The sequence below is a fragment of the Variovorax sp. P1_G12 genome, assembly GCF_056405555.1.
The window spans coordinates 130,575-145,581 of record NZ_JBFUBW010000003.1 but is presented as its reverse complement, the minus strand read 5'-3'; the positions used below and the strand labels follow the sequence as shown (position 1 = coordinate 145,581).

The following is a 15,007-nucleotide window of genomic DNA, read 5'->3' as shown; positions in this document are numbered from 1 at the left end:
CCGGAGGGTCTTCGGGCGCGAATACCATGGCCATCATGTCGCACTCATCCGGTTTCCGACGCACGGCCGCATGCGCCATGGCGCTGGTCGCCGCCTTGCTCGCGGGCTGTGCGAGCGACCCCTCGCGCGTGCAGCCCGGCGCCGGCCGCGACCAGGTGCTTGAGCAGCTGGGGCCGCCCACGGCCGTCTATCGCACCCCGACCGGCGATCGGCTGCAATATTCACGCGGCCCCGCCGGCTTCCAGGTCAGCAACGTCGACCTCGACACCTCGGGTCGCGTGCGATCGGTCAGGCAGGAGCTCGACGAAGGCCTGTTCGGCAGCACGATCCGGCCCGGCGAGTGGCGCGTGGAGGACGTCCTCTTCACCTACGGGTCACCGTTCGAACGCACGCGCGTGACCTCTTTCGACGGCACCGTGTGGTCCTGGCGCTACCTTCACATCAACAACCGGCGGCTGCTCTACATCTACGTCGACCCCACCGGACGGGTCGACCACTACAGCGTCGGCGACGATCTGGAGCGCGAACGCTGGCGTTGGTAGGCCGGATCCGGAATCCGACCAGATCCCGCGGGCCGCCGTCTCGCGCACATAGTCCGAAAAACCCCTCGCCGGCCGCCTCAACGCGCGCTGCACGCCGTCGGCGACCGACGCATTGCGCCCATCCAGCACCTCGGTGAAGAGATAGCGGATGAGATCGGCGAAGCCTGGCGGCAATGGCGCCTGCTGCAGCGCGGCAATGTAGTCTTCCATCGGCACTTCGACGAAGTCGATCCGGCGCCCGGTGGCGCGGCCGATCTCGGCGATGGCGTCGGCGAAGGTCCACAGCCGGGGACCCGTCACTTCATAGAGCTGGCCCGCATGGCCGTCTTCGGCCAGCGCCGCGACCGCGATCTCGGCGATGTCGGCGGCGTCCACGAAGGGCTCGCCGACCGCACCCACAGGCAGCGCGACGACGCCCGAGAGGATCGGGTCGAGCAGATAGCCTTCGCTGAAGTTCTGGCAGAACCAGCTGGCCCGGATCAAGGTCCAGTCGACGCCCGAACGGCGCACGATGTCTTCGCAGCGCTGGGCTTCGGGCTCGCCCCTGCCGGACAGCAGGACGAGCCGCGTCACGCCGCTTCGCACCGCCAGGTCCGTGAAAGCCTGGATCGCGGCCGGCGCGCCCGGCGCCGCAAGGTCGGGGTGGTACGCGATGTAGGCCGCATCCACGCCTTCCAGTGCCGCGGGCCAGGTCCGGGCGTCGTCCCAGTCGAAGCCGGGCACGGCGGCGCGCGAACCGATGCGCACGCCGAGGCCCCGGGCCTGCAGCCCTTGCGCCACGCGGCGGCCCGTCTTGCCCGTGCCGCCGAGGACCAGTTTCAAGACTTCTTTCATGATCGTCTCCTGAGGGTGGGTGGAAGAAGCTCCGATGTTGGCCGGGGATGCGGACCCGGCGGTTGCAGGCCGTCGCTCGTTCATGCCCGATCGTCCAAAACGATGGACGCGCCGCCGCTGGCGCGCGGATACTGCGGCCATGCTCGACGCCATGACAACACCCGCCGATCCGCTGGGCGAAGCGCTGCACTTCCTGCGCATGAGCGGCACCTTCTATTGCCGCTCGGAATTCACGGCGCCGTGGACGCTCGGGCTGCCGGCGATGGACAGCTGCCTGATGCTCCATGTCGTGACCTCGGGCGAGTGCCGGCTGGAGATCGACGGCGCCGAACCCTGTGCTCTCCGGACCGGCGATCTCGCGCTGGTGCCGCACGGCGAAGGCCACAAGCTGAGCTGCGGCGCGGGCGCCCTGCCCAGCCAGCTGTTCGATCTGCCGCGCGAACTCGTCAAGGACCGCTATGAAGTCCTGCGGCATGGCGGCGGCGGCGCGGCCACCTCGATGATCTGCGCCGCGGTGCGCTTCGACCACGCCGCCGCGCATCGGCTGCTGGAGGCCCTGCCGCGCGTGATCCGCGTCGATGCCTGGGATTCCCCCGAGAAGGACTGGCTGCAGAGCACGCTGCGCCTGATCGTGGCCGAGGCCCAGGAACTGCGCGCCGGTGGCGAGACGATCATCACGCGGCTGGCCGACATCCTCGTGATCCAGGCGATCCGCGCCTGGCTGGCGAGCGACCCCGCCGCGCAGACCGGCTGGCTCGGCGCGCTGCGCGACCGGCAGATCGGTCGCGCCATCGCGCTCATCCATCGCGACCCGGCGCGCCACTGGACCGTCGAATCGCTGGCACGCCAGGTCGGCATGTCGCGCTCGGCCTTTGCGGCGCGCTTCACGCACCGGGTCGGCGAGCCCGCCATGCAGTACGTGGCGCGCTGGAAGATGCATGCGGCCGAAGCCTGGCTCAAGGATGAAGAGACGCCGCTGGCCGAGCTCGCAAGCCGCGTCGGCTACGAGTCCGAGGCCGCGTTCAGTCGCGCCTTCAAGCGCTTCACCGGCGTCTCGCCGGGGTCGGTGCGGCGCGCCACGTTTCGCGAAGTTCGGATCCAATCGACCTCATGACCTCCCCTCTCCCTTCCGGAACCGAACCCGAGCCCGCGCCCACGGAGCCCGCAGATCCTCGTCTGTGGCTCGAGGAGGTCGAAGGTGCCGACGCCCTGGCCTGGGTCCGCCAGCGCAATGCCCGGACCCTGCGCACCCTGGCGGCCAGCGACGAATTCGCCAGCACGCGGGCCGCGGTGCGGGCGGTGCTCGACTCCGAGGCGAAGATTGCCGAGGTCTCCAGGCTGGGCGACCTCTATTACAACTTCTGGAAGGACGCCGCCCACCCGCTGGGCCTGTGGCGGCGCACCACGCTGGCCGAGTACCGGAGCGCGAATCCGGCCTGGGAGACGGTGCTCGACCTCGACGCCCTCGCCGCGGCGGAGGACGTCCACTGGGTCTGGCACGGAGCGACGGTGCTGCGGCCGGCCTTCCGCAAGGCGCTCGTGAGCCTCTCGCGCGGCGGATCCGATGCCGACGTGACGCGGGAGTTCGACCTGGTGGCCAAGGCCTTCGTGGCGCCCGAACACGGCGGCTTCTTCCGCCCGGAGTCCAAGGGCGGCCTGGGGTGGATCGACGACGACACCGTGTATGCGTTCGCCACCCTCGGGGACGGCGCCTCCACCACGTCGGGCTATCCGCGGGTCGCCCGGCGCTGGACCCGGGGCACGCCCCTGGAATCCGCCCGCACGGTGTACGAGGGCCTGGCCGACGACATGTACATCTCGGCCTTCCGGATGCACACCCCGGGTTTCGAGCGGGACTTCGTGTCCCGGTCGCTCGCGTTCTACAGTTCGGAGCTCCTGCTGGTGACGAAGGGCGGCCAGTTGCAGAAGGTCGATGCCCCCTTGTCGGCCGAACTCAGCGTCAGACGGGAGTGGCTGCTGATCGAACTGCGTGAACCGTGGACCGTGGATGGCCGCAGCTACGCCGCCGGATTCCTGCTGGCGACGCAATTCGATCGTTTCATGCAGGGCGAGCGCGACTTCGCCGTCCTGTTCGAACCGGGCCCGACGCGCTCGCTGGCGGCAACGACCTGGACCCGCAGCCAGCTGGTCGTCAACGTGCTCGACCACGTGAAAAGCCGCCTGCACGTCCTGACGCCGCCGGCCGCCGGCACCGGGCCCTGGGAGCGCAGCGAATTCGTCGGCGCCCCGGCCATCGGCAGCGTGCACGCGCGAGCGGTCGAAGCGGACGAATCCGACGACGTCTGGCTCACTGCCACCGACTACCTCACCCCCTCGACCCTGTCGCTGGCGACCGTGGGCCAGGCGCCCGAGCTGCTCAAGTCCATGCCGGCCTTCTTCGATGCCAGTGGGCTGGCGGTCGAGCAGCACTTCGCCGCCTCGGACGACGGCACCCGCGTCCCGTATTTCCTGGTGGGCCCGGCGGACCTGGTGCGCGACGGCACGGCGCCGACGCTGCTGTACGGCTACGGCGGCTTCGAGATCTCCCTGACCCCGGGCTACTCCGGTGCGCTCGGTCGGGCCTGGCTTGCGCAGGGCGGCGTGTACGTGGTGGCGAACATCCGCGGCGGCGGCGAATACGGGCCGCGCTGGCACCAGGCAGCGCTGCGCGAGAACCGCCACCGCGCCTACGAGGATTTCGCCGCGGTGGCGGACGACCTGGTGGCCCGCCGGATCACCTCGCCAGCCCACCTCGGAGCGCAGGGCGGCTCCAACGGCGGGCTGCTCGCCGGCATGATGCTGACCCGCTACCCGGAGCGCTTCGGCGCGGTGGTCATCGAGGTGCCGCTGCTGGACATGCGGCGCTACGCCCGCCTGCTGGCCGGCGCCTCCTGGATGGCCGAGTACGGCGATCCCGACGACCCCGCGCAGTGGGCCTTCATCCGGACGTTTTCCCCCTATCACCTGTTCGATGCGCACCGCGCCTGCCCGCCCGTGCTGTTCACCACCTCGACCCGGGACGACCGGGTGCACCCGGCGCATGCCCGGAAGATGGCGGCGGCGATGATCGAGGCGGGCAAGGACGTGACCTACTACGAGAACATCGAGGGCGGCCACGGCGGCGCCGCGAACAACGAACAGGCCGCCACGATGCAGGCCCTGGCCTACCGATTCCTGTGGGAGCGGCTCGGCCCCCGCGACCACCAGCCGCTTCGCCGCTAGACTCCACGCAGTGTGCGCGACTCGCGCATCCACCCCTGATCGCAGGAGGCACTTGCCCCATGGCGGAGTCCCGGTCCCGGCCACTGTCGATGCAGGCGCTGCGCGCCGGCACCGACCTGCGCGAACCCTTCGAGCGCGTGATCGACAGCGGGCTGCGCCTGAATGCGTCGTGCAGCGAGAGCGAGCTGCACCGCGTCCTGGTCGACGAGGCGGCGGAACTGAGCGGTGCGCAGCGGGTGCTGCTGGTGCTCGAGGCCGATGGCGGCCCGCGCATCGCCGCGTCGATGCTGCCGCCAAGTGAAGATGCCGCCACTGTGCTGGCCGCGATCGAACCCTGGCTCGGCGAAACCCGCCGCACGCACGCCGCGAGCCTGCGTCATGGGCCCGAAGGCGCCGCCCCCCTGCTCCAGCGCTCGTGCCTGATCGCCCCGCTGGTCGCGCAGCGCGAGCTGCTCGGCCACCTCTACGCGGACATCGAAGGCCCGGCCGGTCGCTTCCATGGGTCGGACCGCGAGTTGCTGAGCCGGCTGGCGAGCCAGGCCGCCGCGGCCCTGGCCCACATCCGCTCCCGCGAGCGCCTGGAACGCCAGGTGGCCGAGCGCACGGCCCAGCTCGCGCAACGCGCCGGCGAGCTCAGCTTCATCAACAGCATCCAGCAAGGCATGGCGGCCGGGCTGGAATTCCAGGCCATCATCACCATGGTCGGCGACAAGCTGCGCGAAGTGTTCGATAGCGGCGACGTCAGCATCCTGTGGTGGGACGACAAGACCAACCTCATCCAGGCGCTGTACCGCTACGAACACAACCTGCCGCTGCCGCTGCCGCCGGCGCGGCCCTTGCAGCCGGACGAACCGGCGCAACGGCTGCTCCACACGCGCCAGGTCGGCGTGGCGAACACGCGCGAGGAGCAGACCCGGGCCGGCCTCAAGCCGGCCCCGGGCACCGATTGGGCGCTGTCGATGGTCGCCGTCCCGATCGTCGGCAGCGACCGCGCCCTGGGGATCATCGGGCTGCAGAACCACGAGCGCGAATACGCCTTCGGCAGCAGCGAGATCCAGCTCCTCGAAACGGTGGCCGCGAGCATGGGCGTCGCGCTCGAGAACGCGCGCCTGTTCGACGAGACCCAGGAGGCCCTGGCGCACCAGACCGCGGCGGCCGAGGTGCTGAAGGTCATCAGCGGCTCGCCGACCGACGTGCAGCCGGTGCTGGACACGGTGGCCGAGCGCGCCGGCCAGTTGTGCCGGGCCGAAGGCAGCCGGGTCTGGCTGGCGGTCGGCGACCGGCTGCGCGCGATGACGAGCTATGGGCCGGCGTACGGAGGCGACTCGGCGGGCCTGGAGCTGCCGCTGCGCGCCAGCTCGATCGCCGGGCGCGCATTCCTGGAGCGCCGTTGCGTGCATGTCGAAGACGTCGTGCCGCTGCTCGCCACCGAGTATCCGGACGTGCGCGAGCTGCAGGCGCGCAACGGCTTCCGCACGGTGCTGGCCGTGCCGATGCTGCACGACGGCCGGTCGGTGGGCGTGATCTCCCTGCTGCGCAACCAGGTGCGGCCTTTCGCGCCGGCCGAGATCGGGCTCGTCCAGACCTTCGCCGACCAGGCGGTGATCGCCATCGAGAACGTCCGGCTGTTCAACGAGACCCAGGAGGCGCTGGAACGCCAGACCGCGACCGCCGAAGTGCTCCAGGTCATCAGCGGCTCCATGGAGAACGCGCAGCCCGTGTTCGACAAGATCCTGGAGAGCTGCCAACGCCTGTTCTCCGGTTCCCAGATGGGCATCTCGCTGATCGGGTACGACGGGCAGGTGCACCTGGGCGCGCACCGCGGCTCGGCCCGCGAGGCACTCGAGAAGTACTATCCGCGGCCCATCGACCACACGCCGATCGGGCAGGCCATGGGGGGCCCCGACATCGTCCACATTCCGGATGCGCTGGCCGAACCGCAGCTGCCCCAGTTCATGCGCCAGGTGGCGGAGAAGGTCGGTACCTACGCGATCATGATCGCCCCGCTGATGTGGGAGGGCCGCAACATCGGCTCGATCCACGTGACCCGCCAGCCGCCGGGGCCGTTCGCCGAGAAGGAAATCAAGCTGCTGAAGACCTTCGCCGACCAGGCCGTGGTCGCCATCCAGAACGCCGCGCTGTTCAAGCAGGCGCAGGAGGCGCGCGCCGCGGCCGAGGCCGCCAACGCCGCCAAGAGCGCGTTCCTGGCGACGATGAGCCACGAGATCCGCACACCGATGAACGCGGTGATCGGCATGAGCGGCCTGCTGCTCGACACCACGCTCGACGCCGAGCAGCAGGACTACGTCGCGACCATCCGCGATTCGGGCGATGCGCTGCTGACCATCATCAACGACATCCTCGACTACTCGAAGATCGAGGCCGGGCGCATGGACATCGAGTCGCATCCGTTCGACCTGCGCGACTGCGTGGAGACGGCGCTCGACCTCGTCAGCACCCGCGCGACCGAGAAAGACCTCGACACGGCCTACGTGTTCGAGGGCGACGTGCCGGCCGCCGTGAGCGGCGACCTCACGCGGCTGCGGCAGGTGCTGCTGAACCTGCTGAGCAACGCGGTGAAGTTCACCGAGACCGGCGAGGTGGTGCTGACCGTCAGCGCCGAGGCCGCGTCCGCCGGCAAGGTGACGCTGACCTTCGCCGTGCGCGACACCGGCCTTGGCCTGTCGCCGGAGGGCATGGGCCGGCTGTTCCAGTCGTTTTCGCAGGCCGACTCCAGCACCACCCGCAAGTACGGCGGCACCGGCCTGGGCCTGGCGATCAGCAAGCGGCTGGCCGAGCTGATGGGCGGAACGATGTGGGCCGAGAGCAACGGCGTGGGCAGCGGCTCGACCTTCTTCTTCACCATCGAGGTGCCGACCGCGCAACTGCCGCCGAGCCGGCGTCGCGACTTCATCGGCGTGCAGGCCGAACTGCGAGGAAAGCGCCTGCTGATCGTCGACGACAACGCCACGAACCGGCGCTTGCTCTCGCTGCAGACCGGCCGGTGGGGCATGGACCCGCGCGCCACCGAATCGCCGGCCGAGGCCTTGCGCTGGCTCGGAGAAGGCGAGCGCTTCGATCTCGCGATCCTCGACATGCACATGCCCGAGATGGACGGCATCGACCTGGCGCGCCGCATCCGCGCGAAGCACGCGGGCCTGCCGCTGGTGTTGTTCAGCTCGGTGGGCCGGCGCGAGGCGGGCGACGCCGAATCGCTGCTCGACGCCTACCTGGCCAAGCCGATCCGCCAGTCGCACCTGTTCGACACGCTGGTGAGCCTGCTGGCGCCCGACGCGGCCGCCAAGCCCGCGGCCGGCGGCCCGGGCAAGCCGCAGATCGACCCGTCGATGGCCGCACGCCATCCGCTGCGCATCCTGCTGGCCGAAGACAACGCGGTGAACCAGAAGCTCGCGATGCGCCTGCTGCAGCAGATGGGCTACCGGGCCGACCTCGCCGCCAACGGCATCGAGGCGGTGGAATCGGTGCAGCGCCAGGCCTACGATGTGGTGCTGATGGATGTGCAGATGCCCGAACTCGACGGACTGGACGCGACGCGGCAGATCTGCACGCTGCTGCAGGCGGCGCAGCGTCCGCGCATCGTGGCGATGACGGCCAATGCCATGCAGGGCGACCGCGAAATGTGCATGGCCGCGGGCATGGACGACTACCTGACCAAACCGATTCGCATCGACCGGCTGGTCGAAGCGCTGACCAGCGTGCCGGCACGAAAGGACCGAACGACATGAACACCACCGACCAGCGCGGGGGGCCCATGAGCGATGCCTCCATCGACCGCGCGACCTTCGCCGAACTGCAGGACACCGCGGGAGCCGATTTCGTGAAGGAGCTGGTACAGACCTTCCTCGAAGAAGCGCCGGCGATGCTGAAGGAACTGCGCGACGCCTTCGCCACCGGCAACACCGACGCCTTTCGCCGCGCGGCGCATTCGCTCAAATCGAACAGCCTCACCTTCGGCGCGCTCGCGCTGGGCGCCATGGCGCGCGAGCAGGAGCTTGGGGGCCTCGAGGCGGCGCGGCGATCGGATGCACTCGACGCGCTGGCGGCGGAGTACGCGCGAGTGGCTGCGGCCCTGGAGGAACTGAGCCATGACTGACTTTCGCCATGCACCGGCCCGGCTGCTGGTGGCGGACGACAACAAGGTCAACCGCCTGCTCATGGCCCGCAGTCTCGAACTGCAGGGCCACAGCGTCCACTGCGCCGAGAACGGACGCGTCGCCCTCGAACTGCTGCGGCGCGAAGCCTACGACCTGCTGCTGCTCGACATGGAAATGCCCGAGATGGACGGCTTCCAGGTGCTGGAGCAGCTGATCGGCGATCCGCAACTGCGCGACCTGCCCGTGATCGTCACCTCGTCGCTCGAGGGCGTGGCCGACATCGTGCGCTGCATCGAGCTCGGCGCCGAGGACTATCTGCACAAGCCGGTCAATGCGGTGCTGCTGAAGGCCCGTATCGGCGCCAGCCTCGAGAAGAAGCGCCTGCGCGACCAGCAAAAGGAGCTGGTGCGCCGCTTCGCCACCTCCGAGGTCGTGCAGGACCTGGAGCAATCCGGCTTCGCGCTCGGTGGGCGGCATGTGCATGGCACCGTGATGTTCTCCGACATCCGGGGCTTCACCGCGCTGGTCGAATCGCAGCCGCCCGAAGAGACGATCGAACTGCTCAACACCTACTACACGCTGATGTTCGACGCCATCAACGGCCACGGCGGCGTGGTGAACCAGATGGTCGGCGACGGCCTGATGGCCATCTTCGGCGCCCCGCTGCCGCTGCCCGACCATGGCGCGGCCGCGGTGCGCGCGGCACTCGACATGGTCGAGATGATCGACCTGCTGAACGTCGAGCGCACCGCGGCGGGCAAGCCCGCGATCCGCATCGGCGTGGGCATCGCCACCGGCGACATGGTGGCCGGCTACACCGGCACGCAGCAGCGCGCGACCTACACCTGCATCGGCGATACCGTGAATCTTGCCGCGCGCCTGGAGGAACACACCAAGCTCGCCAAGCGGACGATCCTGCTCGATCCGGCGACCTGCATGGCGCTCGGTGGACGCATTCCGGTCGAGTCCCTCGGCGCGGCGTCGATGCGGGGCAAGGCGACCGCGGTCGAGGTCTACGCCGTCACCGAGGCGGATCGGTCGAGGCCGACAAGCTGAAGCATCGCCCGCCGATGTCACAGAATGTGATTCGTGTCCACCAAACCTGGGGGTGGGGCGTTCGGGCACACTAAGGCCCTTTCGCCCATCCTTCGGAGAGTTCCGTGAGCTTCACTGGCCCTGCATTTGTCAAATGGGCGTTTTCAGCGGCCCTGGCTGCCGCTGCCCTTTCCACCGCCGCTGCGGCGCATGCCGAGGTCAATGTGTCCGTCGGCGTCGGCGGCCCGGTCTACTACGAGCCGGCTCCGGTCTACGCGCCCCCGCCGCCGGTCTACTATCAGCCGGCGCCGCCGGTGTACTACCAGCCTGCGCCTCCGGTGTACTACCAGCCGCAGCCGCCCGCCTATTACCGTCCGGCACCGTCCTACTACGACGGCCCTGCCTACGGACCGGGTTACCGGCAAGGCCCACCCCCGCGGCCAAAGCTGAGCGACATGCAGCAACGCGCGCTGGACAACTGCGCCCTGCTGGCGCCGCGCGAGCAGCCGAGGTGCCGCGCCACGGTGCTGTCGACCACCCGCTGAGCACGACGCCGCGATCCGCCCCGCCATGGCGTGAGGCACCGGGGAACCGCGAGACCTCAGGCCAGCCTGTTGCGCAAGCGCAGCATGCCGAGCCCGAGCAGCACGAAGGCAGTGCCCGAGATGCGCTGGAACAGCCGCACGCGGCGGACGTCGCAGAAGCTGTGCTTCATGGTCCGCGCCACCAGCACGTAGAACGCGTGCGACAGCACGGTGAAGGCCGCGAAAGTGGCCGTCAGGACGAAGAACTGCTCGAGCACCGGCGCGCCTGGGGCCAGGAACTGCGGGAAGAGCGCCGAGAAGAAGAGGATGCTCTTCGGGTTGGTCAAGGCCACCGTCAGGCCATGGCCGAACAGCCTGAGCGGCGCATGCGCTCCGGAGTCCCCCGCGGATCGACGCGTGTCGGCGAAGGCATTGGCGCCGCTGCGCCACTGCCTGACACCGAGATAGACGAGGTAGGCGGCCCCGGCCAGCTTGAGGGCCATGAAGGCCGTGGCCGAACTGCTCAGCAGCACGCCGAGGCCGGCCATCGCGATGGCCGACACCAGGAACACGCCCGCTGCATTGCCGAGCGAACCCCACATGGCCCGACGCGGCCCCACCGACACTGAATTGGACACCGCCAGCAGCACGGCCGGGCCCGGCGTGAAGGCCATGAAAAGCGAAACCCCGCAAAAGACGAACCAGCTGGACCAGGTCACCATCACTCCTTGCAACGCTGCCGGCGCGGCGGCGAAATCAGCCCGCCATTGTGTTCAGGATCGGCATTTCCGCGCTGACCGAGGGCCATGCCTTGGCGAGGGGACAGGCTCTCAGAGCTTTTCCTTCACGAATCCCGCCGCGTTCTCGTCCGCGCCGGGCTTGCCCTCGTCCGAATGGGGGTTGGTCGGATCGGTGTCGGTAGGAAATTCCGGCTCGACCGGAAGTTGCGCGGGATCGTCCTCGGAAGGGACTTTGGGGGTCGTCATGGGCTTGGCTCCTTTTGGCGGCAAGGAAGTCTCATTGTGAGCCGCTGGCTGCAGGAAAGTGGCCGATCTGCCGAAGCGCCAGCGGCGTCTGCCGGATCGCCAGGGAACCCGCCGAAACGCGACATCCTTGGCACTTCCGTCTGACGGGCATCGCCGGGACACTGGTCCGCATCGAGACCGGAGGCCTGCCATGCAAACCCACCCGACCACCGTGTACCTGAGCGCTCCGGAGATGATCCGGCTGGTGCAGCGCAAGGGGCTGTGCGCCTGCATTGCCGGCGTGGCCGAGCGCATCGAGCGCGAGTTCCTGCGCTGGAACGCGTTCGACAAGGTCGCCCGCGTCGCCTGCCATTCCGACCTCGGCGTGATCGAGCTGATGCCGATCGCCGATGCCGCCCGCTTCGCCTTCAAGTACGTCAACGGCCATCCGGGCAATCATCGCCATGGCCTGCCCACGGTGATGGCCTTCGGCGTTCTGGCCGACGTGGACACAGGGGCCCCCCGCCTGCTGTCCGAACTGACGCTGACGACGGCCATTCGCACGGCCGCCATGTCGGCGCTGGCCGCGCGCCGCCTGGCACGCCCGGGCAGCCTGCGCATGGCCTTGATCGGCAACGGCGCGCAGAGCGAATTCCAGGCGCTGGCGTTCCGCGATCTTGTGGACATCCGCGAAGTGCAGCTCTTCGACACCGATGCCGCTGCCACCGCCAAGCTGGCCGCGAACCTGCGCGGCCAGGGTCTGGCGGTCCGCCTCTGCGGCAGCAGCGCCGAAGCGGTGCGCGGCGCCGACATCGTCACGACTGCGACGGCCGACAAGACCCGCGCCACCATCCTCACGCCCCCGATGATCGAGCCCGGCATGCACATCAATGCCATCGGCGGCGATTGCCCGGGCAAGACCGAGCTGCACCGGGGCGTGCTCGAGGCAGCGTCGGTATTCGTCGAGTTCGAACCGCAGTCGCGTATCGAGGGCGAGATCCAGCAGATGCCCGCGGACTTTCCGGTCACCGAGTTCTGGCAGGTGCTCGCGGGCCACCGGCCGGGTCGCGTCGATGCCTCTCAGGTCACCGTGTTCGACTCGGTGGGCTTCGCGCTCGAGGATTTCGCCGCACTCTCGTTCATGGCCGAGACCGCGGCCGAGCTGGGTCTCGGCGAGATCATCGAGCTGGTTCCGCAGGCCACCGATCCGAAGAACCTGTTTGGCTTGCTGCAGGACAAACGGCCGCCTCGTGGGCACCGAAGGGCCCTGCAGGATCCAAGCCTGCATCATTGACGGTGCCCGATATCCGGCGGACCCTGGCCGTTTGGCCGATGGGATCAGCACGCCGGCCGCCGTGACAGCGCTGGCCTCGATGAGCTAGCATGCACTACCACGCGAAAGGCGAAGGACGGCATGACGAAGTTCTGCAGTTCCTGCCACACGCCCAACCGGGATGCGGCCAAATACTGCCGGGGTTGCAGTGGCAGGTTCTCGGGCCACGATTCGCCTGAAGTGTCTTTCGACAGCACGCTGCGCGATCCCGTTGCGCAGCCGAAGGCAGCGCCCGTCCGGGCAGCGTTCGCAAGAGCTGCCGAGCGACCGCCGCCAAAGGCCCGCCTCCCTGCGCGCACCGGCTCGATCGGCGCACCCCCGCGCCTCGACGTCTCCGTCTTTCTGCTGCTGGCCGTGCTGCTGGCGATGGGCGGCATCTTCGTACTCTGGCACTCGAGCCGCCTCGCGAGTCACAGCCCGCCGCCATCTCTGCCACCCACTTCGCAGCAGATGGAGGCGCCTGCCCCGTCACTTCAGCTCGCGATCGCTCCGGAGCCTGTCGTTCCGGCTTCGACGGCGGAACCGGTCACGCCGGCGACGACCCCGGAGCCGATGCCGGCGTCGCCACAGAACGAAGCCGCGCCGCAGACGCCGCCAAATGAACCGGCGCCGCCTCCTCCGTCCAGCCTGGTGGCAAGCCCGTCCGAGCGCGCACCGGCGGCAACTCGCCCCTTGGCGACTCCCGACCCCGCCCCCGCCAAGGGCAAGGCACTCGAGGGCACCAGGGACGTGGACCTGGCCAAGGCGCGCCCACGCGCGCCGGTGCGACCCATCGCTGTACCGCCCCCCTCGCTTGCGGTGCGCGTATCGGCACCGGATCCGAGCATGCGCATGGCCAATGTCGACGCCACCAGGCCTGTGCCCAAGCCCAGCGTGCCAGTCCAGACCGACAAGGCGCCTGCGTCGAACGGCCCGCGGGGCTGCGACCGCTACAACCCCTATGGCGAAGCCCTTTGCCTGAACACGCCGGCGAGCCAGGGAACACAGTCGGCCCAGGGCCCGGCGGCCGGCTCATCGTCGGGGCCAGGCGTTGCGGCCCTTTCGAAAACGTCGCCGGCCACGACCACGTTCGCTGTGGCTGTTGATGCAGGCGGAAGCGGCGCTGGTGGGGGTGGTGGCGGAGGCGCTGGTGGGGGTGGTGGCGGAGGCGCTGGTGGGGGCGGCGGCGGCGCTGGCGCTGGCGGCGGCGCTGGTGGTGGCGGCGCTGGTGGTGGTGGCGCTGGCGGTGGTGGCGCTGGCGCTGGCGCTGGCGGTGGAGCTGGCGCCGGTGGTGGCGCTGGCGCCGGTGGTGGAGCTGGCGCTGGTGGTGGAGCTGGCGCCGGTGGTGGAGCTGGCGCTGGAGCTGGCGCTGGAGCTGGAGCTGGAGCTGGAGCTGGGGCTGGTGCCGGTGGCGGCGCCGGTGCTGGCGGTGGCTCGGGCGCTGGCGGCGGTCCCGGCGGTGGTGGCGGCTCCGGCGGCGGCGGCGGTCCCGGCGGTGGTGGCGGCCCCGGTGGTGGCGGCGGCTCCGGCGGTGGCTCGGGCGGCGGCAGTGGTGGCTCGGGCGGCGGCGGTGGTGGCTCGGGCGGCGGCAGTGGTGCCGGCGGCGGTTCAGGCCGATGATCACAGCCGCGCGTCAACATGCCCGAAGGAGGTCAACATGTCTACCGACAATGCGATTGCCGTCTGGCCCGAGAGCGCTTCGCAGGCTGACGCTTATGTGCAGGTGGGGGACGTCGTCAGCCTGATGCTGAATCGCAAGGGTGTGGCGTTCGGCACCTGCGAGTTCTGCCAGACCGTGAACCATGGCGGGGCCTTGCGTTGTCGCACCTGCGGCGGCACCCTGACATCGAGTCACGAGGAAGAAGACGCCGCCGCCCCGGTCGACCGGCCTGAACAGGCCACCCCTCGCGAACGCCGCGAGTTGTCCGATGCACGTGCGCTGTGCAGCGCACTCCGGCTGGTGTTGGTGCCCTCGCTGCTGCTGTTCACGGCCTTCGCCTCATGGCATCAGATCCGCACCGCGGCCAAGCCGCCGCAGACGAGCGCCACCGTCACCCTGCAAGGATCGCCGAACGCGTGGTCTCAGCCAGCCAACGGTCTCGCCGCGCGCGACCGCCACACGATGGGGCGCGCGGCGTCGAGCCCTTCGCGGCTCCAGCCGATCGCCCATGAATCCAGCGAATCAAAAGCCGGGGCCGCGCTCCCGACGACATCGAAATCACCATCGAGCCGTCCGAAGCCGATCTCCTCGACCTCCAGCAGTCGCGGCGAGCGCGATTCCCTGGCGGCCTGCAGCGGGCGGCACTTCATCGCGCGTGCCGTCTGCGTCAACACCCAGTGTGCAGAGCCCGGGATGGGACAGCTGCCGCAGTGCAAGGAGGCATTGAGGCAGCGACGAATCGATGAGTCGCGCCGGAATCCGACACTGATGGGATGACCACGCCTGGCCATCGGGCGC

The 15,007-nt window shown here is 69.8% G+C and carries 11 protein-coding genes; 9 read left to right on the top strand and 2 right to left on the bottom strand.

Going from position 1 to position 15,007, the window contains the following annotated elements; genetic code table 11:
- Window positions 1-35 precede the first annotated feature (35 nt).
- The 7 genes from AC1D2O_RS04780 to AC1D2O_RS04750 all read left to right on the top strand — a co-directional run bounded on the left by AC1D2O_RS04780 (window position 36) and on the right by AC1D2O_RS04750 (window position 10,293).
- A complete protein-coding gene (locus AC1D2O_RS04780) occupies window positions 36-542 on the top strand; it encodes a hypothetical protein (RefSeq protein WP_478086597.1) in 507 nt (168 codons plus the stop codon).
- A gap of 985 nt (window positions 543-1,527) precedes the next feature.
- Complete coding sequence (locus AC1D2O_RS04775; RefSeq protein ID WP_478086596.1) at window positions 1,528-2,490, top strand: AraC family transcriptional regulator; 963 nt, start codon at window positions 1,528-1,530, stop codon at window positions 2,488-2,490.
- Complete coding sequence (locus tag AC1D2O_RS04770) at window positions 2,487-4,598, top strand: prolyl oligopeptidase family serine peptidase (RefSeq protein ID WP_478156343.1); 2,112 nt, start codon at window positions 2,487-2,489, stop codon at window positions 4,596-4,598. Before AC1D2O_RS04775 ends, AC1D2O_RS04770 begins: the two co-directional genes overlap by 4 nt.
- Window positions 4,599-4,657: 59 nt before the next feature.
- The gene (locus AC1D2O_RS04765; RefSeq protein ID WP_478156341.1) at window positions 4,658-8,344 is read left to right on the top strand and encodes a GAF domain-containing protein; all 3,687 of its coding nucleotides are present in this window, start codon (window positions 4,658-4,660) and stop codon (window positions 8,342-8,344) included.
- Entirely contained in the window at window positions 8,341-8,712 is a 372-nt protein-coding gene (locus tag AC1D2O_RS04760) for an Hpt domain-containing protein (RefSeq protein ID WP_478086591.1), read from the top strand. Before AC1D2O_RS04765 ends, AC1D2O_RS04760 begins: the two co-directional genes overlap by 4 nt.
- Complete coding sequence (locus AC1D2O_RS04755; RefSeq protein WP_478086590.1) at window positions 8,705-9,769, top strand: adenylate/guanylate cyclase domain-containing protein; 1,065 nt, start codon at window positions 8,705-8,707, stop codon at window positions 9,767-9,769. The genes AC1D2O_RS04760 and AC1D2O_RS04755 overlap by 8 nt, the downstream gene beginning before the upstream one ends.
- Window positions 9,770-9,873: 104 nt before the next feature.
- Window positions 9,874-10,293, top strand: coding sequence for a hypothetical protein (locus tag AC1D2O_RS04750; RefSeq protein ID WP_478086588.1), 420 nt, complete (start codon window positions 9,874-9,876; stop codon window positions 10,291-10,293).
- A gap of 56 nt (window positions 10,294-10,349) precedes the next feature.
- Here AC1D2O_RS04750 and AC1D2O_RS04745 read toward each other — a convergent pair whose 3' ends face one another.
- Both AC1D2O_RS04745 and AC1D2O_RS04740 read right to left on the bottom strand, forming a co-directional pair.
- On the bottom strand, window positions 10,350-10,991 hold the full coding sequence (locus AC1D2O_RS04745) for a LysE family translocator (protein WP_478086624.1): 642 nt from the start codon (window positions 10,989-10,991) through the stop codon (window positions 10,350-10,352).
- 111 nt (window positions 10,992-11,102) lie between these two features.
- Window positions 11,103-11,258, bottom strand: a complete 156-nt coding sequence (locus tag AC1D2O_RS04740; RefSeq protein WP_442284593.1) for a hypothetical protein — start codon at window positions 11,256-11,258, stop codon at window positions 11,103-11,105.
- Window positions 11,259-11,448: 190 nt separating this feature from the next.
- On the opposite strand from AC1D2O_RS04740, the gene AC1D2O_RS04735 reads away from it, so the two are divergent.
- Both AC1D2O_RS04735 and AC1D2O_RS04730 read left to right on the top strand, forming a co-directional pair.
- Window positions 11,449-12,531 (top strand): ornithine cyclodeaminase, encoded by a 1,083-nt coding sequence (locus AC1D2O_RS04735; protein WP_478086586.1) that lies wholly within the window; start codon window positions 11,449-11,451, stop codon window positions 12,529-12,531.
- A 1,123-nt stretch (window positions 12,532-13,654) separates the two neighbouring features.
- Window positions 13,655-14,986: a hypothetical protein gene (locus tag AC1D2O_RS04730; RefSeq protein WP_478156339.1), complete on the top strand. Its 1,332-nt coding sequence runs from the start codon at window positions 13,655-13,657 to the stop codon at window positions 14,984-14,986.
- The last annotated feature ends 21 nt before the right edge of the window (window positions 14,987-15,007 follow it).